This is a genomic window from Arthrobacter sp. TJ-265 (assembly GCF_058269135.1).
The window spans coordinates 1-25,676 of sequence record NZ_JBZCND010000006.1 but is presented as its reverse complement, the minus strand read 5'-3'; the positions used below and the strand labels follow the sequence as shown (position 1 = coordinate 25,676).

The window sequence follows — 25,676 nt, the reverse complement described above, 5'->3', positions numbered from 1 at the left end:
GGAATCATGGAACAGAGAACCCTTGGAAGAACCGGCCGTCCCGTCTCCGTCGTCGGCCTCGGCACCTGGCAGCTCGGCGCGGACTGGGGCGAGGTGGAGGACAAGGACGCCGTCGCCGTCCTCGAGGCGGCCGTCGACGCCGGCGTGACCTTCTTCGACACCGCGGACGTCTACGGCGACGGGCGCAGCGAATCGACCATCGGGGCCTTCCTCAAGGACAACCCGGGCCTGGACCTCCTCGTCGGCACAAAGATGGGCCGCCGTGTCGATCAGACCCCCGAGAACTACACGCTCGCCAACTTCCGCCAGTGGATCGACAGGTCGCGGACCAACCTCGGCGTCGACGCCCTGGACCTCGTCCAGCTCCACTGCCCGCCGACCGCCGTCTACAGCTCCGACGAGGTCTACGACGCGCTCGACACCCTCGTCAGTGACGGCGTCATCAGGAACTACGGCGTCAGCGTGGAACGCACCGACGAGGCGCTCGAGGCCATCGCGCGAGGCAACACCGCCAGCGTGCAGATCATCCTGAACGCGTTCCGCCTCAAACCGCTCGACGACGTCCTGCCCGCGGCGCAGGCCGCGGGCGTCGGGATCATCGCGCGGGTCCCCCTGGCCTCCGGACTCCTGTCCGGCAAGTACACGAAGGACACCGCCTTCGCCGAGGACGACCACCGCACCTACAACCGGAACGGCGCCGCGTTCGATGTCGGGGAGACCTTCTCGGGCGTCGACTACGCGACCGGCGTCGAGGCCGCCCGCGAGTTCGCGGGGCTGGTGCCCGACGGCGTCACGACCGCCCAGGCGGCCCTCGCCTGGATCATCGCCCAGGAGGGCGTGAGCACCGTCATCCCGGGTGCCCGCAACCCCGAGCAGGCCAGGACCAACGCGGCGGCGGCCGGGTACACGGGCCTCGGCGCGCAGTTGAACACCGCCGTCGTCGACATCTACGACCGCCGTTTCAGGGACGCCGTGCACCCGCGATGGTGATCCGCCGGCCGGGAACCCGCCCGTACCACGGGCGGGTTCCGCGCGGCCGGACGCTCGGCTATGGTGGGCAGTATCACGTCAGGCGGAGTTAGAGGACGTCTGTCATTGTTGAATCACCGACGAAGGAATCGACATGACTGAAAACACCTCAGGCGCCAGCGCGGGCGAGTCGCACACCATCCGTGACTGGACGGACCTCGCGGAAGAGATGTGGTCCTATCTGACGGGCCGCGGTGCCGCGATCAACTACACGCTGCAGGACATGACCATCGAGGTCCCGCGCGATATCGGCCCCGACGCCCCGCGCGCCACCTGGAAGTTCGACGGCACCCTGCGGATCACGACCAGCGACAACGCAGCCGGCGGCTCCGACCCGCACACCACCTGATCCGCCGCACGCATCATGGCGTCATCACTCAGGTTCGACATCGACATCGATTTCTCGCTGGGGGAGCCGGCCCTCGACGGCAAGCCGGAAGCACGGCTGTCCGGCACCGTGAAGGCGGCCGGCTCCGACGTTGAGATCTTCGTCGACGACCCCGGCTCCTTCCGCGGGAACAACCTCCCCGGCCTCGGGCAGGTGCGGAGCGTCGCCCGGCAGCTGGCGGAGCGCGGACTGTCGGTCTCGGTCTCCGGGCCCAAGGGCCTGCTGGTGAGCATCGGCGCCGTGGAGTCCTCCCTGGCGCAGAGGCTCATCACGCGCTCTCCCCATATCCGCCTCGGCTCGCCGGGTACCCTCGCGCCCCTCCTCGGGATCGGCCGGCGCGCACTCGAGACGGGCGATGCGCCGTCGCTCATCCCACCCTCCACGCCGTTCCCGCTCGTCCCGACGGTCAACCGCCGGATCCGACGGACCATCACGACGACGCACTACCTGCGGGGAGGGGGGCGTCCCCGCCTCATCTTCGTGCAGAACTCCGCTACATGGAACGGCCAGGTGCCGCGCGAGTTCGAGTTGGTCGCCGAGCGCACCACGATCGGCAGCGGCGAGGACACGATGCTCACCCTCACCGGCCTCGACGACCTGCATGCGGAGGTGCTCCACACGGAGGACGACGAGTACGTGCTGGTGCCGCATGGCGTCATCACGGGCAGTGTCAACGGCAGGGAACCGTCCGCGCTCCGCACCGGGGCGCGCATCCAGTTCGGGGAGTGGGCGCTCGCGTTCTTCCGCGAGGAGTACGCGGACCACGGGCGGCCGTTCGGCGGCCGCAGCGGTGGCGAACTCGCCTACCAGCGCCCGCAGCGCAATCCGCGGACCGGTGTCACCGAGGTGGACGGCTCCGCCGGCGTCGGCGACTTCCGACGGCGGCCGCGCTGACCCGGCTACCAGCAGGAAGGCGCGTGCGGCGTGGCCGATGACGTCGAACTCCTGTTGGCACCGGCGTCGGAGGCGTTCCTGCTCGAGGACTGGGCTGCGCTGGAGGCTGCAGGCCTGCCCAACCAGTCGCAGCACCAGTCCTTCAGCAACGCCCCGCACATCACGCTCGCGGCTGCGGCGCGCATCGACGACCGCTACGACGTCGACCTCGCGTCCGCCGTGCAGGGGGACGCGCTGGAGCTGGTGACGGCGGGCTTCCTCGTATTCCCGACGCGGCGGAAGTTCGTGCTCGCCCGCCAGGTGGTGGCCGACGCCGCCCTGACGGACCTTCACCTCCGCATCTGGCATGCCCTCGACGGCGTACCGGACGCCGTGCCCACCACCGTGCCCGGTGCGTGGACGCCGCACATCACGCTCGGCCACGGCCTCACCGCGGACCAGCTGGCGTCCGCGCTCGACCTCCTGCGGCACCGACCGCCGGAGCGGCTCGATGCGGGGATCGTCCGGCGCTGGGACGCGAAGGAAAAGCGCCTCGTGCTGCTCGGCGGCGGATAGTCCGGGATTCAGCGGGTCTCGATCGGCCCGTCGCGTCCTACCGCCGCGCGGAGGGCAGCTGAGGTTGTTTATCGGGGGCTGAATGCTCACCCGCAGGCGGACGGCTTGAGCTCTACCCGTCGACAGGTGGATGCCCCTACGAACTCATGTGTGTCCAAGGCCCAACTAGTCCCAGCTATATGCACGCGTTCGGTTCCGTCAGGACCTGGTGGTCGTGGTACTGGTGCACCGCACGAAGCCGAGTTGCCCTCACGGGGGCGTGAGACGTTCTCTCGGTGAGACTCGTAGGTGAGAAATTGATGTCTTTATCGCGACGCAGAACCGGGGCGATTACCTGGAGGGCGTCGTGGCATCTCAGGAACCGTAAGGTTCTTGAGACGCACTGAGATGGGCCCGAGTCGGGGTCGAGGTACGTAGGTGGCACCTGTGCGTGCAACTTCATCGCGGGGGAGACGTACACTGCCCGACGAGGAGCGACCGTTGCGACGTAGGCTTAGGTGCGGCTCATGGTTCCTTTTTCGGGTGAACGCTTAGACGTACTCATCGCAGTAGGGCTGCGAGCCCTTTGCGCCCCGCGGTACAAGCCGCTTCCCCACGAAATGCGAAGAGCCCCATTGACAATCGAATCACGCGAACAAGCCCTCTCTGTCAAAGCAGGCTCAATTCATCCGTTCAGCTTGCCGGTAACACCAGAAGACGTCCTCACCCTTCTCAAGAGGCTCGAAGAGGCGCGACTCCCTGAACCATCTCCGACCGAACGCGCTGGGTCGGACGTCTGGGGGCAAGGCGTCCCAGTCAATGTGATGCAGGACCTTATCCATTATTGGCGCACCGACTACGACTGGTCCCGCCTCGAGCGTGAGCTGGGGGGCCTCGGCCAATATACGGCGGTCGTGGACGGAGTAACCCTCCACTTCCTGCACGTGCGCTCCCCACGGCCTGATGCAAAGCCCTTGCTGCTGTGCCATGGCTGGCCCGGAAGTATCGTGGAGTTCTTGGACGTAGCTCGGGACCTTGCCGAACCGGCTGACGACCAGCAGCCCGCTTTCCACCTCGTAATACCATCGCTGCCAGGCTACGGCTTCAGCAGCAAACCCACCGAGGAGGGCATAGGAGTCGAGCGAATCGCGGATCTCCTGGCAGCGCTGATGAGTGGCCTCGGATACGAACGCTACTTCGCCCAAGGCGGAGATTGGGGTGGGGTGATCCTCACCGAACTCGCAGTTCAGCACCCCACACAGCTGGTCGCTCTCCACACGACGCTTCCGCAAGCTTCCGAACCACAGTGGTGGAACACTGAGGAGGAGCAAAAACTCTCACCCCGAGAGAGGCAATGGCTTATGGACTCAAGGCAGTTCGCCGGCGCCGCCTCTGCCTATGCTCATCAACAAGCCACCCGCCCGCAAACAATCGGCTATGCGTTGGTCGACTCACCTATCGGTCTCGCAGCGTGGATCTTGGACAAGTTCGAGTCATGGCGGGACCCAGCGCTTGCTCCGATGTCCCGCGACCGATTGCTCGATAACATTTGTCTGTACTGGTTCAGTGGCTCTGGAGCCTCTGCTGCCCGACTCTACTGGGAGTCGTATCAGCGATCCCGGGAACTTCGACCGGTTCTGGTACCCACGGCTGTCTCCGTCTACCCGAAGGACATTGAGAAGCTTCCTGCCTCCTGGGTCCGGGAACGATACCGGGATCTGTATCGCTGGGAGACCCGCGAAGCAGGGGGCCATTTCCCCACCCTCGAGGTCAAGAACGACTATGTAGATATGGTTCGTACCGCATTCATCACCTTCTAAGCCTCCACCGAGGCGAGGATGCAAGGGTGTCCGTCTCGTAAGGGGTTTGTCCCCGCCGACCTGAAGGTGCACCGGTGATGTGATCGTGGGGGGACGCGACCAGGGGTGAGCCTTGTAACTTGAGAAGCCATCCAAGCGCAGCTCCATCACCACTTCAATGACAGTGCTACGAGACCGGTGCCAACTATCTATTCCAGACGGAGGGGCCTAGGCTTCGAGAGACTCAGGGTTCAGAAAGCGGCCTCGGGTAGCGCTCATGTTAGGCCCCCATGAAAACTTCCGATCTTCACCCCGTCGCGTCCAGTGCCGGTCTCACCGCAGAGCCCCCTGAGATGCATGCCGGTCCGCAGCGTCAACTCCCCGACCCAAGCCGCGCGGTTGCGGTGGTGGTCTCCGATCGTAGGCTCGAAGCGCTCGAGCAGGTATGGGAGTTGGAGGAGCCGAGGTTCACCGCGGCTGAGTGTTCCACCATGTCCACCCAGCGGTTGCGCCGATTGTGTGATGAGGTGTTCACCGCGCTCGACTCTGCTTCCCCGGCATGGGGTGCCCGAGACGAGTATGAGATTCTGTGCGCGGAACTCACGGCTCGCGCACAGGCTCACCAGAACCGGTCGATGTCCGCCCACGACTGAGGGCTCATCGGCTGTGATTGGGCCCGATCATGGGCGCCTGCTCGAGAGCCGGGGTGATCAGGGGGCCCGGAGGAGTTCCTGCAGAGCCCGATCGCGGGCCAGGTCCTGATTCTGTTGGTGGTCCTGGCTGGTGGGCGTCAGGGCCCGGTCGATGTGGATGGAGCGGGTGAGGTCCACGACCAGCGCCCAGACCCCGACGGGCTCGGTGTCCTCGACGATCAGGTCCGCGGAGATGAGGAGTTTGCGGGTGGTGCCGTGGAGGTCGCGGAGGGACGCGTACACCGAGGATGGTCCGCCGGTCGTGGTGACATTCGTCCAGAACGCCTGGACGGCGTCCCGGTCCGCGGGGTCGACGTGGGACATGCCGAGTTCCAGGGTGGGGACCACGTCGCCGCGTTCGTAGCCGTGGATCCGGTACACCTCGTCCAACCAGATGTAAGGGGGTGGATCGAGCTGCAGCGGAGGCACATAGCGGTCCGCGCTCGGCGGTATGCCATGCCAACCAGGGCGAGGAGCGGGAGTTACCGGCACACCGTACCGACCTCCCCCCACATCAAAGACTTACGAGGCCCGGTCCGTGTGAATCGCGATCAGGGAAACTCTTCGGGCGCCCTCGAAAGCATCTGAGCTTTCGCGTCCTCATAGGTCACGCCCTCGGCGCTCACCTTGTCCAGCGCCGCGCCTCGAATGACTTCCGTAAGAACCGTCAGGCCAGCCTATCGGCGGCACCGTCCGCGGCTTCCTCGGCGCCGACCTCAACCGGATGACTACCGACGTCACCAAGCCTGCCTGGGGTCCCAGCAGCAGCCAGTGATCGCCGCCGTGATGACGATTCTCACCGCGGGAGCACCCCGCTCAACTGTCACCGGCGACGAATAGCCTATGGACGGAATCATCACCAGCAAGAGAAGCCAGCCATGATCACCCACCCCGGCGAATACCACGACGCAGACTCGAAGACACCCGTCCCGCAGTGCCGGCGGACCCTCGAGCTCATTGAGCGGGGCCGGCTGATGCCGCCCCTGCCGATCCAGGTAGCCCTGCGTGAGCGCCGTTCCGCCCCGGTCCTGATGCTGCCCTCACTGCCGCCGGGCATCGACGTCGAGGGGGCCCGGGAGCTCAGGAGCATCCCCGTTCGGGCGGCATAGTCGCACGTGTGTAAGGCGTGGACTGGGCATATGGGCTTGCAGGAGACCATGCCTACATGTGCCCAGTCAGGGATCCTTTACCGAACAAGCGACGTCGGACGCTGTTCCTGTCGGGTCTTCAAGAAAGCGATGAGCCCAACGAGAAGAAAAGTGGGGATGCCGATCGCGCTGACCAGAAGAAGCGCATTGACCAGCCAGGACGACTGTCCTGCATCTGCCAGTGCAATTCCTCGAGCGAATGCTCCCATGAGCATCATGCTCAGCAGGCCCACAAGCCCGAGCGACGCTACGGTGACCCAGGCCGCTATCGGGTGGTCGCTTCCTCGACTCCACGCCTGACCGAAGAGGACGACGGTCCCCGCGTAGGCGATGAACCCCAGGAGCAGGAGAGCGGAGACGATCACTTGGGGAGCCATGAAGATGCTCGCGCCAACCGCTGCTGCAAGGAAACCGATTGAGAGGCCAGCGATCATCCATGCGCGGGAGAAGCTGGGGTGCGTGGTTCTCAGTCGTGCTGCCAGAACCCAGGAACCAGCGATCACCGCAGGTATGACCAGGAAAGGGACCACCGCGACAGCGAGCAGTCCCACTCCTACGAACACGACGGCGGTCGTGCGATTTCCGACACTTGTCATCGCAGTCCCCCAACGTCAACGTCCGACCGACTGTACCCGCGGTATGTTCGCCTATGAATGGGCCACGCGCACAGCCCGTACCGGGATCGGGTATCGCACCTATGTCTAAGGGCCCGCCGTTGTCGGGTCTGCGAGTTCGACGGTTTGGCCCATGGGGTCCCTGACCACGTAGCTCCAGTAGCCGACCCAGAAGGGTTCAGCTCGCAAGGCGTCCACTCCTGCGTCTTGCAGCCGCGCTACGGTGCTTCGGAACGCCCCGGGGGACAGCGGGATACTCCATGAAGCGCGTGCGCTGCGAGGTCTGGGTTCAATGCCGAGCCCGAACGCCCAACCCGGCTGGAAGGCCCATTCGTCACTGATGGCTGCGTTGGAGTCGTAGCTGATGGAGAACTGGATCCCGCCGTCGATCCTGTAAGCAATTTCATCGGCCTCATCCCAGATCTGATCGAGACCGATCAAATCTGAGTAGAACTGGCGTGACGCAGCAACGTTGTTACTGCCTGTGTACAGGAAGAACGTGCTGCACGACATCCAGCGAGTCTAGATGCCTTGGACGGCCAGTAAAGGATCGGCTAGAGGGCTTTACGCGAGGCTCTCGAACACCATCGTTGCCTGGATGCGGTCACCGCCGCCGATTCCTTTGCTCCCGCTGCTCGAGGTGGTGATGGTGTGGAGGCGATAGCCCTTCGAAGCCTGATCGTTAATGGCCTTCTCCAGCGAGGTCAGGTTGCCCGAACCAGTTTCCAGCAATTTTTCTTTAAGGATCACCTGTACGACGACGTAGTGCGGCATTGACTAAATCCTTCCGTTGCTGGTCAATAGGGGCCATGGTACGCGATGCGGCGGCCTTTCCCTTGGTGCAGAGTGATAGCACGACGAGGTTTTAGTCCGTCCGCAAGTCGATCGGTCTAGGGGCACTTAGTTCACCTTGTTCTGGGTTGGCCTACTCTGATTTCAGCCGATCTCCTGCCCCATTTGAAAGGATTCGATCTTTTGACTGTCTCCAGAACCTTTGCAGCTTTCGCCTGCTTTGGGCTGCTCCTTTCGCAGACTGCCTGTTCCGAGAATAATCTCAAGCGGAACGGTCCCCTCGTAGCTGCTGGGGATGCGTCCGAGGTGTGCATGGTGCAACCGGCTCGAGGAGCGGCCGCTACCGGCGGTGTCGTCTCTAACGAGGGGAATGGGCCGGTCATCCTCGAGGACATCGCCCTCGTCGAGGCCAACGACCTGGAGTTGCTGGGTCGCTACATCTTCCCTATGGACGGGAAGGATGACTTCGTCCTCGGGGCGGGTTCAACGGAACCTGACGACCCGCAACAGAACGCGATATGGACGACTGCGCAACGGCCCGGCGCGTACCAGCTGCCATCCGGCGCTACAGCGAATGTAGTAGTTGCCGTTGACAACACGACCGCCGGACACGGAACAGCGGAAGCTATTCGAGTGACCTACTCGGTTGACGGCAAGCAGTACACAGTTGACACGACCACAACCATCGAGCTTGCTGAGACTTCCTGCTTCTAGGAAAGTCCGATTCAGACGAAACGCGCGTGACTCGGCGCGACCGAGGATCCTTCAGCGGGCGAGCGAAAACGCAAGGGTCAGGATCGCAAGATCTTCTCAATGGTCTTGCCTCGGGCCAGTTCATCGACCAGCTTGTCGAGAAAGCGGACCTTCTGCATCACAGGGTCTTCGATGTCTTCGACCCGCACTCCGCACACGACGCCGGTAATCAGTGGGGCGTTAGAGTTCAGGCGTGCGTCGGCGAAAAATGCCTCGAACGAGGTCTCCTGCGTTAAGTGACGCTCGAGGTCGGTGTCACTGAAGCCGGTCAGCCACGTGATGACCTGGTGCAGCTCGGCTTTCGTACGGCCCTTTCTCTCCACTTTCGTGACGTAGTGGGGATACACCGCAGAGAACGGCATGCGGTAGACCCGGGCCAGGGTCTTCTCGTCCGTCTTCATGCCGCAACCTTACCGTTGGATGGCGAATCAGGTCCGGCATGCTCATACAGCGCGGCCTTGAAGACACGGATCGTGTTCGCGATCTCAGGTTCGCACGAGCATCTGACTGAACAGCCATTCCTCTCGCGTCCTGCTGGCATGACAGACGCCCGCAAGCCGGTGGCACACCGGCCCACAGCAGGAGGCCGCAGCGTGCCGCAGAGCCCTTCCTCCCGCGGAATCCATCGGAAGTCGAGGCACCAGGGCTCGTGACGAGGCTTTAGCCCCAGTAGCCGATGGGGTTCTCGCGTGCTTTGGTGTCGTGGGGGTTGGTGGGACGGTCTTCTGCTGTCAGGGTGTGATCTTCGTGCTGGTCTGCGTAGGTCCGAGGCCGGTTCATGTCCGCGGCATGGCGACGGCGGCCGACAGCAAGGAGGGCGCCACCAGCGAGGAAGGCCACAGCGCCGAAGCCGATCAGCAGGTACGCGCCAAAGCCAGAATCACCGGATTCCCTGTAGGTGACGGCGTTGAGCGCGTCGATGCCGACGACGAGAAGAACGGCAGAGGCGACGAGAACGATTCCTCCGACCACGCTGAGCACCAGTCCTGGCCGAGCTGTCTTCTTGCTGGTCATGAATACCCCTGTGTGATGTTGCGGCTGAACGGATCGCTTAGGTCGAACCTACGCGCAGCATCCGCATGCTGAACAGAGTCAGGGCCGCGGCGGAACGTTACTGCGGCCGATTCGCGATGCCCATGCTCGAACCATTCGAGTGAGTGAATCCAAGCTGACGGTCTCACAGGGAAAAGGATCCTTTTGCAAGCAGCCCCGCAGGTATCTAGCTCACCACGGCTTTAGCTCACGATCGCGCGGCTGGTCTTGATCCGTAGGTCCTCCTGTAGTTGATGATCAGAAGCGCTGCCACGATGCTGCAGACTATTCCGGTGATCATGGCACCCCATTCGGACCGCTGACGGAGGGAAAAAAGAAGGAAGCCGAGACCGCCGACGGCGTTAATGAGAAGAAGAGCGATGGCCGCTAACCACGTGTTTTTCGGCATGCAGACCACCGTAGTACTGCAGCACGGTCACGCCGGGTAACCCATCGGCATCAGGGCATGTGTGCGTCTCTTATGGGGGCGGGGTCCCTAAATGACGCAGTCTAGGGTAGGACTTTCGTAGCACTGGGTATGAGAGAGAAGAGATGATTCGAGCCTCGCACGGACGAGCTCCTGAAGGTGAGTTAGTGACCCTTCACCCGTTACTGGTCACCCGTATCGCCGCGTTGCTCACCGTCGGATTCTCTTCGGGCCTGTTCCTGTATGGATTCCTCGAAGTAACCGCTGGAAATGAAACCATCCCAGCGGTCTCAACCCTCACCCCGATGTGGAGTGCTCTGACTCTCCCACTCATCGCAGTTCTCCTGTACCTGACCTGGCGAGCCTGGCGGCACGGTGTCAGGCTCACCGCCACGTCTGTGATCATCCGGGGCTTGCTCTATGACCGGAAGATCCCGCTCACCTCCATCAGCGACGTCTCCTCCGGGTTCGTCATGTGGGACGACGCCAAAGGACGGATGCGTTCAAGCGTCACCATCGCCTTCGCCGAGCTTGGGCCCACCCTCGACTTCATCAGCGCCCACAATCAACGCAGCCTCGAACGCATCTGCCGGCACGCCTTTGGAACCTCGGACAGCCCCGACAACCAATGGAACGATGCCTCAACAGAACTGCTGGAAGACCGGGCATATGACCGGCCCGAGGTGCGCCGGCCACGACGCAGCGACAGCGGGAAACGCGCGGGCCAAAGGAACCGGGTATCGGACGCTTGGTTGTCACTGGTTCTTTTGGCTGCCCTGATTCTTGGAAGCGTGTTGGGGATTTGTCTCACGGTCGGCCCAACCCTATGGCTGTACGACTTCGCGGCCACCCCGGGATCTATACGCCTGGCCTACAGCAGCGATCCCTACAACTTCGATGAAACGTGGGACCTTGTCGCACTACTCGGCCCCCTGACGATCATCCTCACCGGGTCAGCCGCACGTCTGGCGTACCTCATGTTCCGCCCGCCATCGCGAACATGACGCACACCTATCAAACATTGTCCCGCTGAGGGATCCGCTTGCGCGCCTCAGTAGTCTGACTAGATGGAGGACATCCGAAGGGTGCCGCGTGTGGGGTGGGAGAAGGCTGGCTTTTGGCTGCTGGCGTTTCCCATCTTCCCTGCGCTGATCCTCAACGAGATTTTTCGCGCCCTCGGACTTTCCTTCTGGGGAAGCATGATCATCATCCTTGCGTTGTTGGGCGTCGTGACTTACCTGCTTTCACTGCCGATCAGAGCCGAGCGGTCCCGTCGGCTCGCGAGAGATTCGGCACGTGGCATCTTTGACTGTGCCATCCGTTTTCCACATTCGACGCCAGGGTCGCTCCGCGATCTGTGGGAGTTCGGAGCCGGCCAGTTACAAGGCACGACTCTCCGCTTCCAAACCCGTGTGGAGGATGAGCAAGGATCCCCAGCGGGTCGCGTCAAGACCTTTTCGAACGCCGTCATAGCTTCTGCAGCTGAACCACCGCCGCGCAGACCGCAGGGCTGGGTCCGCGACTGGAGATACGTGCACCTCCAAACCGACGGGGGCCTCCTTCAGATAGCTGGATCAGCGCTGACCTGCGCATTTATCAAAGGAGCTCTCCCTACTAGCCGCGGAGCGAACAGTGCGACCGGAAACGGCGAGGATGCTGGCCAAAGCCCGCTTTGAATATTACCGAACTGCTAGATCAACGAACTTTCCACTGAGGGATCGGGTTACGCACTCCGACAGTTCGCAAGGTGTGGCATGCCGAGCTCTAAGCGCAGGCACGTCTGATCCGCCATAGTCGGGCTCATCGGTAATATCCGAAGAATGATGATCTCGTATGGGCACTGGATCCGGTTTAGCAGCCGGACACTGGGCCTCGTGTGGCAGACCGACGACGGAACCGGCGAACTCGACGAGGACACCGACTGCGTCCTTACCGACGGTGACAGGGTAGTGACTGTGTCCCCGGCGGACGGGTTCAAAGCGGTGGCAGACCGGTATGGTCTGGCCTTGGAGAAGGGCGATGAGGAGCCGCAAAACCTGGATGGACTGGACCAGCTGCTCGAACTACCGGCCTCGGAGGCCGTCTGCGCGCAGATCCTCAACGCGTGGAACCTGTTCAACGACATAGCCCGTAGCCTCGGAGCGTCCCTGGATGACCGGGGGCCGAAAGTCTCTGCCTGCTATGACAAGCTTTTCTACGGCAACAATCTCGAAAGCATCACCCCGGCCGGGGAACACTACAGCCCAGACTTCACCCGCCAGGAACGGCTGACCATCATGGAAGTCCTCAATCGCGGACGCACCATTCTCACGGCTCACCTCTAAACCAGCACACCACCGCCGCACGAGACCCGCCCACTGGAGGATCCTTCTCCGGGAACGACCGGTGGCCGCTAGCCAGACCTTCACCACCTATATGCGATTTGGCTACACGGTCGGTGCTGGAGGTCAAGGACGGCCATCAGTCAGGGTTAGTGCGTCCGGTAGGGCAGGAACTCCACGGTCTGAGTGTGACGCGTCCGCACTCCCCACCGATGGGGTCCACTGACACTGGTGCCGTCTGAGTCGAGGAGTTCGGAGCTGCGTCGCGTGCGATGGACAGTCCCTCCGCGAAGGACCAAATGTTCGACCACCCTGAAGGCTTCGTTAGCGCCGTCGTCGTCGTACTCCCCTCCAAAGGTCCACCACCCGAGGTCAGGAGACTCGAGGACGACCACGAAGCTGGTGGTCACGTTAAGGTTGAACGGCACCGCGCCTTCCCGGTGGGGTCGGACGGAGATGATGTGGGAGAACTCCGCCTGGACCATCGATACGGTGACCTTGCCGGCATCACCCACCAGTGCGATGACCCGGGCGGTGAGGACATCTCCGGGAGTTGGGGCGAGCAGCTGTCGGGCCTGGTATGCCTTGAGTACCGCGATCGCTTCCGCAACACCGGTCTCCCAATCGAGCTCCAGCCGGCGAGGGTACAGCCGGTTGTTGTGCTTATGGGTGTCGACCACGATCCATTGCTCACCAATGACGGACAGGGCGCCTACACGGAGGACAGGTAGGCGGCCGGTGCCCACCACGATGGAGTCGGTTTCGACAGCGGTGCCGAAGAGTTGCCGCGCACAGTCCACAATCTGGCTGAACGCCGCATGATGAGACTCCGGTATCCCGGGCCCACGAAAAGGTTCAGCGACAACTTCGTTCGACTGCTGGCGCCGAAAGAACTTGAACTTCACCTCGCCCCCCTCATGGCTAGCCTCCAACTTACCGCCGGGCTGACGCAGTTCAGGACTGCCAACGTCCCGGCGAGCGATCGTTGAGCGGGGCACCGCTGGTGCATCCTGTGGAGATGCGATCGGGCACGCGAAAATGGAAAGATGCGGTCACGTCAGTGCTGGCGTTGCTCAATGACGTGGATCCCTATGGGCTGCAACCCGGCACAGCGGAGGGTGCACCCCAGGATGAGCATGAGCTCGAGGCAGCCCCCATCGTGAGTCTGCTGCTCAAGAACGGGTCAGTCCGTAGCAGCGAAGTGGACGCTATCTGGGTGACATGGTTCCAAGAACCCTTGAGCGAGGTCATCGGTGCTGAGGAGATGAGCAGCTTCTGCGCGAGCTTGAACTCTCTGAACATCGAGGCGTGACGCCTGGACAATGTCCTCATACCGATCTCCCTCCGGACACCGTTGGATCGTGCTGCGGTCGTTATTCCGTGGACGGGGCTCGGCGCGTAGGTTGGTGGGATGCGCGCGATTGACGTGGACGAGCGAGATTCGACCTGGGAGCGGGATGATGCTCGCTATCGCGTGTACGTATTCGAGGGAGCCGGTAACGCAGTCACTACTGTCGACATTTTAGACGCGACGGTTGAACAGGCGTTGGAGACCGCCACCGCTATGTCGAATGATGATGAACAGTTGTGGGCGCTGGCGCTGGTCGAAGACAATTCCCGTGGGATGCGTGGTCTGATCTGGCTGTCGGGCATGGACTACAACGACACCCCCCGCTCGCCCCGCGAGTGGATGCGGCGCGGGCAGATGCAGGACCGGTACTTGAGGTCGAGACACAATCATGGATTGCCGGCGCTGCTGCCGAGCGGACTCAGAGTCATTCGCGTGTTTCCGGAGTGGGTATCCGGATGGCCGCTCTGGGAGAACTTTTCGGAAGAGTACCGCTTAACCGGTTCTGATCTCGGACTCTCATCCACGCTCAGCCGTGCACTCTACGAATGGAACCAGATGTGGATGGACCGGGACGTGGATGGTCCGTTGCCCACCGGTTGGGTTACGGCCGGTAAAACGCTCACTCAGCAGCTCCAGGTTGAACTAAGTGATGTCGCCGAGGTCAGGCCCGAGTTTCTGACCTGACAATGACCCACCTCGGCCCCATGCGCAGTCTCACTGCGGGATCCTCGATCCGGCACTGCGGTGCTACTCGCTAAGCCAAGATCCGAGCAACCTACCCTGGTCCTCGGTCAGCCAGAAGGCGATCTGCTGCTCACCCTCCGGTGTGTTGATGACTAGGCTCACGGAGAAACCAACCTCACTGCCAATGGTCGGACTCAGACCAAGGTCCGTCACCCGTAGCTCGTCCGGGAGGTCCTGTCCCACAAGAATCGTGATGTCAACGGAACCAGTCGTATCGCTCAACGCTCCCGTGGCCGTGCCGGGGTTGGCCACCCAGGGGGCGCCGCCGTCCAAGCTCGTCTTATGCTCAGCGCAGACAGGCACCTCGCGGCCCGGGTAGGGCGCCAAAATCACCAAAGCCGACGCTGACTTCAGACAACGCAATACGGAGCAAGCAGTCATACTCGAGAGCGTACTGACCGACGAGGACAGAGGCACCCTCCCGTCCTCGTACCCCGTATCGCAGGACTCGAACAGTTAGCCATCCTCCTGAGGTCTGACTTCAAGGTGTTGCGTCAGCGGCCAATCCCTCGTGCGTTTGCGCAGAATCCGGTTTGCGGGCGCTCAGATCGGCTACCTCATGTGTCGAATCGTGCGCCTGCGGGTTGGGGCCGGCGGATGGCGAGCAGGAGCAGGATGAAGGGACCGGGCGGGATCAGCGCGAGCAGAACCCACCGGCCTGAGAGGTTCGAGTCGTGGAGACGGCGGACTGCAACGGTGAAGCCGGGGACGATCGTGCCGATCAGCCAGAGAGCGGCGATTATGAGAAAGAACGCCGCAACAGGCGAACTGGGCGCGTCGGTCGGGGAGACGCTGATCAACTCGATGTTCGCGAAGAGTGCGGACCCAAACGGACCGACAGACAAGGTCGGTTGCGGTGTCCGATCCGAAACGAGTGCAGGAACGAGTAGCTGCGTCGTAGCTAGGACGAGGGCATTGATGAGCATCCACCACCAGTACTCGCTCCGGCTTGCCCGCCCTCGGAGCTGAAAAGCCCTGCCTGCGAATCTGCCCATCGCCTGTGGAAGTGAACTCCCCGGCAGGGGAGCAGCGTCCACTGCTGTTCCCTGGGTATGCGTCACGGGTGATCCCCTTGCGACCGTCGAGCGTGCTTATCCGCCGGTTACCGAGTACTCCCCGTTCAGTTGTTCCGCGAGTCCTTTGATGTCCCAGGTCGTCGGTTCGCCGGTGGCTACGTCGGTCACGTCGGTTGCATCGACCACCATCCAGTTCCTGCCTCGGGCGAGGCGCACCTCGCCTTGATTCGAGCTAGTCCAAATCTCGAGGGCCTTCTGGAGAGCGTCCTCGTCGGGGTACAGGTCGATCTGCACGTTCTCCGAGCACAGCTTCTGTTCCAATGTTAGCGCGCCTCCGTCGGCTGGCACGATCGGCTCACCTGCCGGCTCGGCGTCGCACCCCAACACCTCGTCCACGGCGGCGTAAGCCTCGTCCATCGAGGTGAACGCCGGTAGGGCTTCGGTGTCCGCGTGCCCTGGGGTAGCGCAGCCGGCGAGTGACCCAACTGTGAGGGCGGTGGCTATTGCAGTACACAGGACACGTCGTTGTTCCATACTTGTTTCCCCCAAGTGACTAGTGAACGCACTCTTCCAGAATCCGGCCGATAGGTGAAGCATCAGGTCGAATTCGGCACGCAAGCCGCGGCATCCCCCGCAGAGTTGTCCTCCACATGGACGTTCAGTGTCACTATTCTGAGCAGGTGAATGAACGCATCATGTACGTCCAACTGAAAACGGGCTACGGAACGGACAGGGGGCCGTCATGGATCTCACGCGTGCGTTTCAGTAAGACCTGGCGTACCGCGTATTTCCATGGACGCACGCTGCACCGTGTCACGGGTACCTCCCGCGCGAACTTCGACTCAAACTTCTACGACGTCGAGTCGGGCGATGAGTACTGGGTGTCCGGACCCAAGCGTGATCGAACTGACGGCCGGTACAGCTCCCAACAGCCCACGGTGGAAGAGGATGCTCGTGAGGCCTATGAGGCATTTTTGGAAGGAGCTTCGCTCCCTGGACGTGAGAACGGGTAGGGCCGAACCAAACCCCCCTTCTGCTTTGCGGGATCCCCTACCGGACAGGTTGGTCGAAGTTAGGCTTCGGATGTGTCGTTGCTGAAAGGGGAGCACTTGTCTGAGTGGGTTCGCATACAGGCCAGATCGAGACGCAATGATGTGTGGCTCACTGTCTGCGGACAAGGTAAGCCGAAGGTGACCGGAGAACCCTGGTACATGCCAGACGGTGTCACCAGTGTCTACCCGTTCATCGTGGACTGGCGTCCTGAAGAACTTCCTTTCCCGGTATGGCTTGCTCCCTGCAACGGAGGCATGACGTTCGGTGACGTGTTGTGGACCGGTGGGGCAGCGTTAAAGATTGCCTCCACTCGTTTCATCGAGGCACTTCGCGCAGCTGAGGTCACCGGTTACCGAACCTTTGACGTCGAGGTTCGAGACCACGCCGGCTCGCCTGTCGAGGGATACGCCGGCTTCGCGACCGATCCGTCCCCGGGGTCTGACATCCAGAACATCTATGGCCAGACGTGTCAGAACTATGTTTTCATCGCCAACCAGCGTGTCTTTGAGGCATTGCGCGATCACGGAGTTGACCAGTTGGACATCAGCCCCTACATCCCCGACTGACTCAGCATTCGGCTCGAAAGCCGATCCGCTTGCGGGCGTTTTCACAACGCACTGGTGCCTGTCGACCAGTTACAGGGGCCAGCGCACGCCGCCGTCCGCACAAAACGTAGTGCTCCTCGCTTTCCCATGGAGACAGGCAGCGTCAACTATTTCCCGATCACCAACTGGTTCTGCCAACGTCACCTCGAACGGCACCGCGTCATTGCCAAGGCAGCTGTAGGCGCCGTCCGGCAGTGCGGCGACGTCGGTCTGGATGACAATCCGATTCGCTTCCAATTGCACCTGCGGATCCAGCACCTCGCCCGTCACGCCGCCCGAGCATTCCAAGCGTGTGACTCCCAACTGCAGCACCGTGGATTGCTGCGTTACCGCGCCCGCTTCGAGAAAAACCCAGGTTGCGGTGGACGACGCGTCCTGATTCGATGCTGCACACCCTCCAAGCATCAGTACGCATACCAGCGCCCCGATGGGTAGAAAGCTCCATCGCGTCGGGTACCTTCGCTGGCCGAACATAGTGGACATTGAAACACGAAGCGAAGCGCACCGCTGGAGATCCGTTTGCGGACCCCGGCGATCAATCGAACTGCACGAAGGCTCTGATGGATCATCTACCGGACGCTTTGTCCAGTACGACAGAGAATTCCTCTACGACTTCGTGGCAGCTATGCGTCCGGTGAGCATGATGATCCCTGCTTGTGAAAGCAACGCTTCCGTATCGTTTCCACATTTGACCATCGATACCAAATGCACTCATGGGCGCTCCTGCTAAATTACGCAAATGACGCTACGACTTTCCCCGATTACAGCAACTGCGGCTCTGCTCACAGTGCTCCTACTCACGGGGTGCACTGCAGCGGATGAGTCGGAAGCTGACAACCAGCCACTGCCCAGCTCCACAGGTGATGTGGCCACAGCAGTCGCGGACCCGGTTTCAGGTATGTACACCGGCACACAGACCATCGAACTCGGCGCTCCGCCCGAGGACGCAACTCACGTTCGCGTCGACATCAAATGCCTTACCACCGGCACTCTCGTTCTGGAGGGCGGCGAGGAAGCGGTCTGTGAGCTCGGTGATGGCGCAAGCGCCATTGTGTTCTCAGGCCCGCTGTCGCCAGAACAAGATTCCTTCACGGTGACAGCCAACGATCCAGAGATCAATTACGAGGCTAAAGCGGTGTACATGAACGGCATGTCTACCCAATAGCGTCAACGCTCCTACTCTCGTGTGGATCGCATCCGGGCGCTTCCTCGGACCACTCATGTCACAGAAGCAGCGCGGTCCGTCCCACTGTCCGTAAGCAGATCCTCTAGCGAGAATCCCCATCGTTGCGGAGGCGCGCCTCACGTTCGTCTTCCCGCACTTTCCGGTTGATGGGGATCGATGCGGCTCCACCTAAAGCCCCTGCCCCAATAAACACTAGGACACCGATCCAACCGAAAAGCTGGTAGGCGAAAAAGCACATGGCGACAAAAAGAGAGTCCAGAAACCGCGCCTTATAAGCTTGCCCATGCTTCATCCTAGGAGCCAGCCCTAGTGACAGCATCGCTGGCCAACCCTAGTACGCGCTGAGCGATCCCCCTGTGGAGTGCAAATGGATCCCCTTCAGAAGCCATGCATCATCTTTTTCCAGCCCAGCAACAGCTAGCTGAGCTGCGTCCGGTAGATGAGGGAAGGATCGACCCGGCTTTCGATGAGTGCGAACGCCTCATGCCCCTTCGCGAACCAGGATGGTTGAAGTTCTACCGACGCGGCATCGACGCCGTGCAGTGCGATTCCGTAGGGCGTGTATTCGAGTCCGCAAACGTCTTCCCACCGAATAGTGGTTACCGCCTGGTCTACGAGACTTACGCCATCGTCACCGACCACGAGGCGAGCTCTCGAAGGGACTCCTTGGAAGGAACCACGCAAGCTGCGCTTGAAGGCGCGTCCGGACACCGGTTCGTGGTCCTCGCTACCGAAACTATTCAGGGTGGGATCCGGCGTACTTGTTCCTTCGGGCATACCCACGATGAGTGTCGAATCGAGCAGAGACAGTGCATCCGTCACCGACTGCGGAGTTACTGCAGCGGTTTCCGTCACCATCTGTTCGGGGCTGATGATCTGCTCGCCCACCAGGCGACGTCGGGCGGCATCAGCGGCGGCAACGACTGCTGAGCGGGGATCTGCGACGAAGTCTGTGATGTCGTCCGTCAGCTGCTGCAACTCCAGCTCCTCAGGCCCATGCAACGCCAGGTCTTGGAGCATCCGTCGCAGCTCACTGCACACCAGTTCAGCATTCTCCTTCCGCGGATCGGCGGTAAAGCACACAAGGCCCCGGCCATCACCACCCTCAAAAAGGTCGAACTCGATGTCATAGATCAACCCGCGCTGCTTTCTCAGATCAGCCAAGGCACGCTGACAGACGATCTGCGCGATCGCGGAGGCGCTCGTTCTCGCCAACTCGGACCCGGACTCGTACTCGAAGGATAGGGCGAGGGGCGGCCCGCCCATCTCGAACCAGAGTGGCAACGGGAGGCTTCTGATCGGCACCGCAGCGGAAGGACGCTGCGCTTCGCCGGGAGGCAGAACGAGGGACAGGCCCGGGGGAGGAGGGCCTGTTAGTGCCAGTGCCGCATTGCCTTTCGTGAGGGAGGTCCTAATGACTTCTTCAACAGCTTCCTGATCAATGCTGGTGAGTGCCGGCTGATCTACCCCTGCGAGCCCGAAAGAGGAAAGGCCGTACCTGCGAAGTAGGTGCTCTGCGACTGCTGGTCCTACGACAAATGACGCTTCCGCAGCCAAGACCTTCTTCTCGACGTCCAAGGAACTGAAATCGGGAGCGCAGATACTTGCACAAACGTCCTTGAGGAACGCGACCACCTGCTCGGGACGACCGGTAGCTTCAAACGACGTGAAACTCAGTTCGACCGCCGCGTTGTGATCGTGCCGAGGCGACGGTACGCCGCTCATCACAACGTGTTCGGCAAGGTGGGTGATGCCCGATGTCACCAAGGACTCGTCTCGAACACCAACACGGAATATGAGCTCGGCACTCAGCGGAGGGGGACCATCGACCCAGAAGACAGGCACCCCGTCGATTTCAACCCTGTTCAGTGTCATTCCTCGATCCTAGGTCGCCACAACGAACTCATTGGGGCGACTCGACGCTGGACGCAATCCACAAGCTTGACACCGACGCTGTCCGCAACACGATCCCCTTTCGGTTGAGCAATGCGCGAGATGGCGCGGGGCGAGGCGACGGGCATAACGGCCAATCGGGATTACCGGTCTCCGCTAAGACTCTGAAGGAGGTCGAGTTGGGTTAGATGGAGACTCGGTCTGCGCGCTGGATCCTTCATCGTCATCCATCCACTCGTCGGCGTCGAATGCCCACAGTTCACTCGGGCCCCAATCGCACTCACATCCGAACAGCTGACCGTTCTCCCTTGGACACTGCTCAACACAACAGCCCGGGCCGTGATACTCGCCAAGAGCTGCGCCGCAGTCACGGCAGAAGGGCAGGGGCGCATAGCCCTGCATGTGCTCCTCGCTCCAGTAGGGCTCGCTGCCCCACTTGATGCGAGCGAAATGAACGCCCTCAAGCTCGAGAAAGGTGGCATTCTGCGCAGCAACCAACTTTCGCGGCCAGCTCCGATGAATCTGCCGACCTCGGAATTCGATAAACTCGCGCTCGAAAGACTCCGCGAGGTCCATGGCCGTCTGAACATGCTGATTCGGGACGTGATCAGACAACGAACCTGAAAAGTTCGCGTCATGAAACTTGTCGAGAAACTCGAAGATTAGAAGATAGTTCTCTCGAACCTCTTCCACGATCAGGTCCACCTCGTAGTGAGTGATGTTGTTCCGCCACTTGATCGCGGTCTGAATGGCCTGCACATCTCCGTCGTGCATCGGTACCTTGGCGGTGATAAGGCGTTGAATCGCTTTCTCCAGCCCGACAGTCAGCTTGCCTGGTCGGTCGACGTCCTGCCAAATCAGCAAGTCATGCTCCAGTACAAGACGCTGTTTCAGGACCAACTCGACCGCGTGGATCAAGTTGAGCACTGCGAATTTCCAGCGTGTTGGGTCAGGGCCAGCCCGCTCCACATACGCCAGCGACTCGGCGAATGAGTCGTAGGCATTCTCGAGCAGCGAGAGTCGAAGAGGTGTGCGCTGAACTTCCAACATTTAATGACCCTACGCTAGGCATGCTTCTCCACCGCCGTCGCTAGCAACTTACGCCGATCGACCGCGTCGAATAAACGATTCCGCTTGCCCGGTGGCGGGTAGTAGCTGCCTCATAATCTAGGCATGGACGACAAGCAACTCAATGCAACCCTAAAAGCCTTCGCTGAAGCTCGGCAACAGTCCTATCGCGGTCTGCGGAGTCACTGAAGGAAGCGGTCCTCTTAGCGGAAGCGCAGGCCGCCATCAAGGTATTGCAGGCCGAAGCTAACCGCGTGCCTGACCCCGGCGGGCCGATTGGTAACTACGGTGGTGCTTTAGATAGTTGGGCAAGCGCCAACCACCCCGACATCGCGCCGATGATCATGGTTCTCTTCGTCACGAACGAACTGCTGTTCAATGCTCGGTAGCCGCTGACCCTCGTGGCTCCGTGTGGGGTCCTTCACCGGGACGCATATAACTCACCCTGCGCCAATCGCCTTGCGCTACGCCGCGCTGGCCCGCGCCATTCCCGTATGACCCGCCCGAGATAATGCCCGGAGAACGCCCCCTATACGGACGCGAGTTGGGAGCGTGAACGCCCGCGGCAGGTCGTATCAAAGGATCCTTTGACTGGACCGGCGGCGAGGCCTGCCACCGGGTTGGCGAACTCCAGCTGTGAGTCGCAGCGGTAAGTGGCGCGAAGGTCGCAATGCTTTATGGCCGATCGCTTGATTCCGCAGAACCGTCCGACACGGTTACGAGCGGGGAACTGGGATGTGGCGGCCGCGTGCCGGGGTGTTTCATACGGTTTGCGCGTTATGGAGTGAGCGTTTGCGTGTGTAGGCGCGTGCGGCGCGGACCCGGTCGCCGCAGCGGGTGGAGCACCATTGCCGTCGTGCGTGGGTGCGGACGAAGAACCGCTGGCAGGGGTCCGCTTCGCAGGGTGCGAGCTGCGGGGCCTGGTCGCCGGTGAGCAGCGAGGCGGCGTCGTCGGCAATCACGGCCATGACGTGTTCCACGACCTGGGTCACGGGATGTTCGGCGCGACGGCTGAAGCCGGACTGTATGTCGAACCGCAGCAGCAGAGCGCCGGGGGCGCAGGTCAGGGCGGCGTTCAGGGCGTGCACTGCGGACGTTGCGGGGGCGGAGCCGGTGGTGTGGGCATCGAAGAGGACGCGCAGATTCGCGCGCAGCGCCAGGAGCCGGCCCTGGCACTGCTCGAGCAGCTCGGCTTCCGGTCCCACGAGATCCCGTGCCATCAGCCACGCCGTCGCGGCCGCCGGAGTGCTCAGCTCGTCGTAGCCCCTGCCGCCTACCAGGTAACCCGCGCTGTTAACCAGAGCGAGACTCGGATGATCCTGAGCGCCCGGCGCGGCGGCCAGTTGTGTTTCAAACATAGTTCTCATGCTATCAGCGTTCTTTATCCATGAGACTGGTGTTAGGCTCGCATCATGTCAAAAATCCTGTTTTCCCATGAGGAGCTGAGTCGACCATCCGGAACGGCGCCATTTGCCTTGTCCGTGCTGTCCGCCGGCGGCACCGGTGTCGGGATGACCGCCGGTGAAGGGTTGGAGAGCACCATCTCGCTCGCGCGGACCGCTGATCAGGGCGGCTTTCACAGGTTCTGGATGTCCGAGCATCACGGCATGGGAGCAACCTCCGTGTCCTCACCGCCACTGATGATCGCCCGCCTGATCGCAGAGACGGTGCGCATCCGTCTCGGGGCTGGTGGGGTGATGCTGCCCAACCATTCCCCTTTGCTGATCGCCGAGCAGTTCGGGATGCTGGAGGCACTCGCCCCGGGCCGGATCGATCTTGGGCTGGGTCGCGCGCCGGGCACCGACGGGGCCACTGCCGCTGCGTTGCGTCGGGGAGCGGACGCCAATGACGGATTCCCGCAGCAGGTCCTGGAACTGCTCGGCTTCCTGGGTGACAAGTTCCCGCCCGGGCATGTTTATCAGCGGGTCCACGCGGTACCGGGGCCTTGGCAGGCGAAGGAGAACCGCGTGAGCGCGCCGTCGACCGCTCCGGAGATCTGGGTGCTGGGCTCCTCGCCGTACTCGGCTCAATTGGCTGGGCAGCTCGGCCGGCCGTACGCGTTCGCGCTGCAGTTCGGCGATGCCGACGTCGACACTGCCGTGCGGCTTTACCGTAAGAGCTTCCAACCCTCCGACGTGCTTGCCGAGCCCCACAGCCTGGTCAGTGTGCCCGTGGCGATCGGCGACGACCCGGTAGAGGTCAGGCGGCAGGCGGCGACGTCGGCCATGGCGATGCTGCGCATGTTCAAGGGCGAGGGATACCTGCTGCTGCCCGCGGACGAGGTGGCGGCCTACCGCCCCACCGTGCAGGAGCGCCACATCATCGACGCCTATACCGACCGCAGTTTTCATGGCACGCCCGAGACGGTCGCCGACCGCCTCGAAGCCCTTAAGGAGCGCACCGGCGTCGACGAGGTGATGCTCGTCATCGGCGGGCACTCCACTTCCCTGGATCTGCAGGGGATCCGGCTGATCGCCGATCACTACACGATGCCCGGTTTCGAGACATCGCTCCCGGCCATGGCGCACTAGACCCCCCATTCCGAATTCACTCCGCTCTACCCACAACCCTCTCTGAAGGAGAAACCCATGTCAGCACCACGCAGAGCCCTCATCGTCATCGACGCCCAGAACGAATACTTCGACGGACTGCTCCCCATTCAGTTCCCGGCACGCGAGGACTCCGTCGCCAACATCCGGACAGCGATCGACGCGGCCCAGCAGGCCGAGATGCCCGTGGTGCTCGTCCAGCACGAACTCCCGGCAGAGGCCCCCGTGTTCGGCGCCGGATCGTCGACCTTCCAGAATCACCCCGAGGTAGCCGTCTACGAGGACGCCGCAGCCAAGCGCGTCAGCAAGCAGTTCGGCAGCGTCTTCGCGAACACGGACCTCGAGGCCTGGTTGCGTGAGCAGAACATCGACACGATCACCCTCGTTGGCTACATGACCAACAACTGCGTGATCGCCTCCGCTGCAGCCGCCGAGCCCCTCGGCTTCGCCGTCGAGGTCCTCTCCGACGCGACCGGGGCAATCGACCTGGCGAACGAGGCAGGTACCGTACCCGCACGCCAGGTCCATGAAACGCTAATGACCCTGCTGCACTCGAACTGGGCGGCCGTCACCGACACCGCGGCCTGGGCAACAGCAGTGCGCACGAGCGCGACGCTGACCAAGAGCGACCTCGTCACCTCCGCCACCCAGGGCCGCGGTACACGCTAGAAACACGCAGCGGTTCTTCCTGTCCCACCCGGGATATTCGGACCATCCACGAGCCCGCTACCAGCCGCGCACAGCACGCCGCGCTGGTAGCGGGCTCGTCGACGGATTGTCGCCGACCCACCCGCGGACCGTGCGGATACGTCCCGACGGTGGCTATCCGCTCGGGTGGGACCCAGGCCATCCATCTACAAGGGATCCATTCATGACCAACCCCAGAGCATGGCTACTCCTGATCCCCGCCGTCCTCGTCGAAGTGACAGCCTCCCTCGCTCTCAAAGGCGCACTCGAGTACCCCGCCCTCTTCGTCGTCGTCGTCATCGGCTACCTCAGCGGGTTCGTCCTGCTCTCCGCGATCCTGCGCACGGGCATGGCCCTCGGCGTCGCCTACGGTATCTGGGGAGCGACCGGCGTCGCCCTCACCGCCGTCGGCTCTCACCTGATCTTCGGAGAGCCGATTACCACCCTCATGGGCATCGGCATCATCGTCATCATCGCCGGCGTGCTCTGCGTGGAACTCGGCGCCCAAGCCGCCCACAAAAAGGCAGCAACCGTCTGATGGCCTACCTCCTCCTCATGGGCGCGATCCTGTTTGAGGTCTCCGGCACCATCAGCCTCCGCCTCGCCCTCGACAACAAGCATTGGTACACGGCAGTCGCAATCGGATACCTGGTGTCCTTCACCCTGCTCGGACTCTCCCTCGCCCAAGGAATGCCCATCGGCATCGCCTGCGGCATCTGGGCCGCAGCAGGCGTCGCACTCACCGCCGTCATCTCAAAATTCATGTTCAAGGATCCCCTCACCTGGCTCATGAGCCTCGACATCACCCTCATCATCGGCGGCGTCCTTCTCATCGAACTCGGCACACCCCACTAACCACACCCACAACCAACCCCCTCGCGAGTGATGAGAGCTGCGGTGGCCTAATCCACAACCTGTGACAAGGCCTCGGTAGCTCTCTTCAGTGACTGCCCTACTCAGCACGCTCCGGATCCGTGGGACTGTCCGATAAACGGTGTGTGGGGTCCGGCGGTTCATCAGTAAGTGGTCTTCTCGAAGCGTCCTGCGAAGGTAATCGCGAACGCGTTGAGCGCTGGCTTCCACCTGATTACCCAGCGTGCT

The 25,676-nt window shown here is 62.3% G+C and carries 32 protein-coding genes; 19 read left to right on the top strand and 13 right to left on the bottom strand.

The features are described 5' to 3' along the window. Nucleotides 1–6: 6 nt before the first annotated feature. From AC4D2E_RS16075 to AC4D2E_RS16055, 5 genes are all read left to right on the top strand, one after another. Complete coding sequence (locus tag AC4D2E_RS16075) at nucleotides 7–990, top strand: aldo/keto reductase (RefSeq protein ID WP_490953267.1); 984 nt, start codon at nucleotides 7–9, stop codon at nucleotides 988–990. Nucleotides 991–1,123: 133 nt separating this feature from the next. Next, nucleotides 1,124–1,378 (top strand): hypothetical protein, encoded by a 255-nt coding sequence (locus tag AC4D2E_RS16070; RefSeq protein ID WP_490953266.1) that lies wholly within the window; start codon nucleotides 1,124–1,126, stop codon nucleotides 1,376–1,378. Nucleotides 1,379–1,393: 15 nt separating this feature from the next. Beyond that, nucleotides 1,394–2,311, top strand: a complete 918-nt coding sequence (locus AC4D2E_RS16065; RefSeq protein ID WP_490953265.1) for an FHA domain-containing protein — start codon at nucleotides 1,394–1,396, stop codon at nucleotides 2,309–2,311. Between the two features lie 30 nt (nucleotides 2,312–2,341). Next, nucleotides 2,342–2,866, top strand: coding sequence for a 2'-5' RNA ligase family protein (locus AC4D2E_RS16060; protein ID WP_490953264.1), 525 nt, complete (start codon nucleotides 2,342–2,344; stop codon nucleotides 2,864–2,866). A 614-nt stretch (nucleotides 2,867–3,480) separates the two neighbouring features. Then, nucleotides 3,481–4,665, top strand: a complete 1,185-nt coding sequence (locus AC4D2E_RS16055) for an epoxide hydrolase family protein (RefSeq protein WP_490953263.1) — start codon at nucleotides 3,481–3,483, stop codon at nucleotides 4,663–4,665. A 689-nt stretch (nucleotides 4,666–5,354) separates the two neighbouring features. On the opposite strand, the gene AC4D2E_RS16050 is transcribed toward AC4D2E_RS16055, so the two are convergent. After that, nucleotides 5,355–5,765 carry a PAS domain-containing protein gene (locus AC4D2E_RS16050; protein ID WP_490953262.1) on the bottom strand — a complete coding sequence of 137 codons (411 nt, stop codon included), beginning with the start codon at nucleotides 5,763–5,765 and terminating at the stop codon, nucleotides 5,355–5,357. 449 nt (nucleotides 5,766–6,214) lie between these two features. Between AC4D2E_RS16050 and AC4D2E_RS16045 the strand changes: the two genes are divergently transcribed. Beyond that, nucleotides 6,215–6,445, top strand: coding sequence for a hypothetical protein (locus tag AC4D2E_RS16045; protein ID WP_490953261.1), 231 nt, complete (start codon nucleotides 6,215–6,217; stop codon nucleotides 6,443–6,445). A gap of 77 nt (nucleotides 6,446–6,522) precedes the next feature. Here the strand turns inward: AC4D2E_RS16045 and AC4D2E_RS16040 are convergent, their stop codons facing one another. The 3 genes from AC4D2E_RS16040 to AC4D2E_RS16030 all read right to left on the bottom strand — a co-directional run bounded on the left by AC4D2E_RS16040 (nucleotide 6,523) and on the right by AC4D2E_RS16030 (nucleotide 7,872). Next, nucleotides 6,523–7,047 carry a hypothetical protein gene (locus AC4D2E_RS16040; protein ID WP_490953260.1) on the bottom strand — a complete coding sequence of 175 codons (525 nt, stop codon included), beginning with the start codon at nucleotides 7,045–7,047 and terminating at the stop codon, nucleotides 6,523–6,525. A gap of 138 nt (nucleotides 7,048–7,185) precedes the next feature. After that, the gene (locus AC4D2E_RS16035) at nucleotides 7,186–7,611 is read right to left on the bottom strand and encodes a VOC family protein (protein ID WP_490953259.1); all 426 of its coding nucleotides are present in this window, start codon (nucleotides 7,609–7,611) and stop codon (nucleotides 7,186–7,188) included. A 51-nt stretch (nucleotides 7,612–7,662) separates the two neighbouring features. After that, nucleotides 7,663–7,872, bottom strand: a complete 210-nt coding sequence (locus tag AC4D2E_RS16030) for a DUF4177 domain-containing protein (RefSeq protein WP_490953258.1) — start codon at nucleotides 7,870–7,872, stop codon at nucleotides 7,663–7,665. A gap of 201 nt (nucleotides 7,873–8,073) precedes the next feature. Here AC4D2E_RS16030 and AC4D2E_RS16025 point away from each other — a divergent pair, with 201 nt between their 5' ends. After that, a complete protein-coding gene (locus tag AC4D2E_RS16025; RefSeq protein WP_490953257.1) occupies nucleotides 8,074–8,604 on the top strand; it encodes a hypothetical protein in 531 nt (176 codons plus the stop codon). Nucleotides 8,605–8,681: 77 nt separating this feature from the next. Here the strand turns inward: AC4D2E_RS16025 and AC4D2E_RS16020 are convergent, their stop codons facing one another. Next, on the bottom strand, nucleotides 8,682–9,044 hold the full coding sequence (locus AC4D2E_RS16020) for a DUF2200 domain-containing protein (RefSeq protein ID WP_490953256.1): 363 nt from the start codon (nucleotides 9,042–9,044) through the stop codon (nucleotides 8,682–8,684). A gap of 259 nt (nucleotides 9,045–9,303) precedes the next feature. Next, nucleotides 9,304–9,657 carry a hypothetical protein gene (locus tag AC4D2E_RS16015; protein ID WP_490953255.1) on the bottom strand — a complete coding sequence of 118 codons (354 nt, stop codon included), beginning with the start codon at nucleotides 9,655–9,657 and terminating at the stop codon, nucleotides 9,304–9,306. A 612-nt stretch (nucleotides 9,658–10,269) separates the two neighbouring features. Between AC4D2E_RS16015 and AC4D2E_RS16010 the strand changes: the two genes are divergently transcribed. Next, the gene (locus AC4D2E_RS16010; RefSeq protein ID WP_490953254.1) at nucleotides 10,270–11,106 is read left to right on the top strand and encodes a hypothetical protein; all 837 of its coding nucleotides are present in this window, start codon (nucleotides 10,270–10,272) and stop codon (nucleotides 11,104–11,106) included. An 870-nt stretch (nucleotides 11,107–11,976) separates the two neighbouring features. After that, nucleotides 11,977–12,426, top strand: coding sequence for a hypothetical protein (locus AC4D2E_RS16005; protein ID WP_490953253.1), 450 nt, complete (start codon nucleotides 11,977–11,979; stop codon nucleotides 12,424–12,426). Between the two features lie 146 nt (nucleotides 12,427–12,572). Here AC4D2E_RS16005 and AC4D2E_RS16000 read toward each other — a convergent pair whose 3' ends face one another. Beyond that, on the bottom strand, nucleotides 12,573–13,328 hold the full coding sequence (locus AC4D2E_RS16000; protein ID WP_490953252.1) for a hypothetical protein: 756 nt from the start codon (nucleotides 13,326–13,328) through the stop codon (nucleotides 12,573–12,575). A 113-nt stretch (nucleotides 13,329–13,441) separates the two neighbouring features. Here AC4D2E_RS16000 and AC4D2E_RS15995 point away from each other — a divergent pair, with 113 nt between their 5' ends. Continuing rightward, entirely contained in the window at nucleotides 13,442–13,735 is a 294-nt protein-coding gene (locus AC4D2E_RS15995) for a hypothetical protein (RefSeq protein ID WP_490953251.1), read from the top strand. Between the two features lie 99 nt (nucleotides 13,736–13,834). Continuing rightward, on the top strand, nucleotides 13,835–14,458 hold the full coding sequence (locus tag AC4D2E_RS15990; protein WP_490953250.1) for a hypothetical protein: 624 nt from the start codon (nucleotides 13,835–13,837) through the stop codon (nucleotides 14,456–14,458). Nucleotides 14,459–15,075: 617 nt separating this feature from the next. On the opposite strand, the gene AC4D2E_RS15985 is transcribed toward AC4D2E_RS15990, so the two are convergent. Then, nucleotides 15,076–15,513, bottom strand: a complete 438-nt coding sequence (locus AC4D2E_RS15985; protein ID WP_490953323.1) for a DUF805 domain-containing protein — start codon at nucleotides 15,511–15,513, stop codon at nucleotides 15,076–15,078. 96 nt (nucleotides 15,514–15,609) lie between these two features. Next, on the bottom strand, nucleotides 15,610–16,068 hold the full coding sequence (locus AC4D2E_RS15980; RefSeq protein ID WP_490953249.1) for a hypothetical protein: 459 nt from the start codon (nucleotides 16,066–16,068) through the stop codon (nucleotides 15,610–15,612). A gap of 146 nt (nucleotides 16,069–16,214) precedes the next feature. Here AC4D2E_RS15980 and AC4D2E_RS15975 point away from each other — a divergent pair, with 146 nt between their 5' ends. Next, nucleotides 16,215–16,547 (top strand): hypothetical protein, encoded by a 333-nt coding sequence (locus AC4D2E_RS15975; protein ID WP_490953248.1) that lies wholly within the window; start codon nucleotides 16,215–16,217, stop codon nucleotides 16,545–16,547. Between the two features lie 177 nt (nucleotides 16,548–16,724). Next, entirely contained in the window at nucleotides 16,725–17,153 is a 429-nt protein-coding gene (locus tag AC4D2E_RS15970) for a hypothetical protein (protein ID WP_490953247.1), read from the top strand. Nucleotides 17,154–17,222: 69 nt separating this feature from the next. Here AC4D2E_RS15970 and AC4D2E_RS15965 read toward each other — a convergent pair whose 3' ends face one another. Continuing rightward, nucleotides 17,223–17,666, bottom strand: coding sequence for a hypothetical protein (locus AC4D2E_RS15965; protein ID WP_490953246.1), 444 nt, complete (start codon nucleotides 17,664–17,666; stop codon nucleotides 17,223–17,225). A 391-nt stretch (nucleotides 17,667–18,057) separates the two neighbouring features. Between AC4D2E_RS15965 and AC4D2E_RS15960 the strand changes: the two genes are divergently transcribed. Then, complete coding sequence (locus AC4D2E_RS15960; protein ID WP_490953245.1) at nucleotides 18,058–18,357, top strand: hypothetical protein; 300 nt, start codon at nucleotides 18,058–18,060, stop codon at nucleotides 18,355–18,357. Between the two features lie 438 nt (nucleotides 18,358–18,795). On the opposite strand, the gene AC4D2E_RS15955 is transcribed toward AC4D2E_RS15960, so the two are convergent. Further along, nucleotides 18,796–20,253, bottom strand: coding sequence for a peptidase M16 family protein (locus AC4D2E_RS15955; RefSeq protein ID WP_490953244.1), 1,458 nt, complete (start codon nucleotides 20,251–20,253; stop codon nucleotides 18,796–18,798). A 174-nt stretch (nucleotides 20,254–20,427) separates the two neighbouring features. Continuing rightward, nucleotides 20,428–21,321, bottom strand: a complete 894-nt coding sequence (locus AC4D2E_RS15950; RefSeq protein WP_490953243.1) for a hypothetical protein — start codon at nucleotides 21,319–21,321, stop codon at nucleotides 20,428–20,430. Nucleotides 21,322–21,593: 272 nt separating this feature from the next. Between AC4D2E_RS15950 and AC4D2E_RS15945 the strand changes: the two genes are divergently transcribed. Next, a complete protein-coding gene (locus AC4D2E_RS15945; protein WP_490953242.1) occupies nucleotides 21,594–21,728 on the top strand; it encodes a hypothetical protein in 135 nt (44 codons plus the stop codon). Between the two features lie 372 nt (nucleotides 21,729–22,100). Here the strand turns inward: AC4D2E_RS15945 and AC4D2E_RS15940 are convergent, their stop codons facing one another. After that, on the bottom strand, nucleotides 22,101–22,697 hold the full coding sequence (locus tag AC4D2E_RS15940; RefSeq protein ID WP_490953241.1) for a CGNR zinc finger domain-containing protein: 597 nt from the start codon (nucleotides 22,695–22,697) through the stop codon (nucleotides 22,101–22,103). Between the two features lie 54 nt (nucleotides 22,698–22,751). Here AC4D2E_RS15940 and AC4D2E_RS15935 point away from each other — a divergent pair, with 54 nt between their 5' ends. The 4 genes from AC4D2E_RS15935 (at nucleotide 22,752) to AC4D2E_RS15920 (ending at nucleotide 25,430) form a co-directional block, all read left to right on the top strand. Beyond that, the gene (locus AC4D2E_RS15935) at nucleotides 22,752–23,870 is read left to right on the top strand and encodes an LLM class flavin-dependent oxidoreductase (protein ID WP_490953240.1); all 1,119 of its coding nucleotides are present in this window, start codon (nucleotides 22,752–22,754) and stop codon (nucleotides 23,868–23,870) included. Nucleotides 23,871–23,927: 57 nt separating this feature from the next. After that, entirely contained in the window at nucleotides 23,928–24,557 is a 630-nt protein-coding gene (locus AC4D2E_RS15930) for a cysteine hydrolase family protein (protein WP_490953239.1), read from the top strand. Nucleotides 24,558–24,759: 202 nt separating this feature from the next. After that, nucleotides 24,760–25,113, top strand: coding sequence for a DMT family transporter (locus AC4D2E_RS15925; RefSeq protein WP_490953238.1), 354 nt, complete (start codon nucleotides 24,760–24,762; stop codon nucleotides 25,111–25,113). Then, a complete protein-coding gene (locus tag AC4D2E_RS15920; RefSeq protein WP_490953237.1) occupies nucleotides 25,113–25,430 on the top strand; it encodes a DMT family transporter in 318 nt (105 codons plus the stop codon). Before AC4D2E_RS15925 ends, AC4D2E_RS15920 begins: the two co-directional genes overlap by 1 nt. Nucleotides 25,431–25,676: the final 246 nt, after the last annotated feature.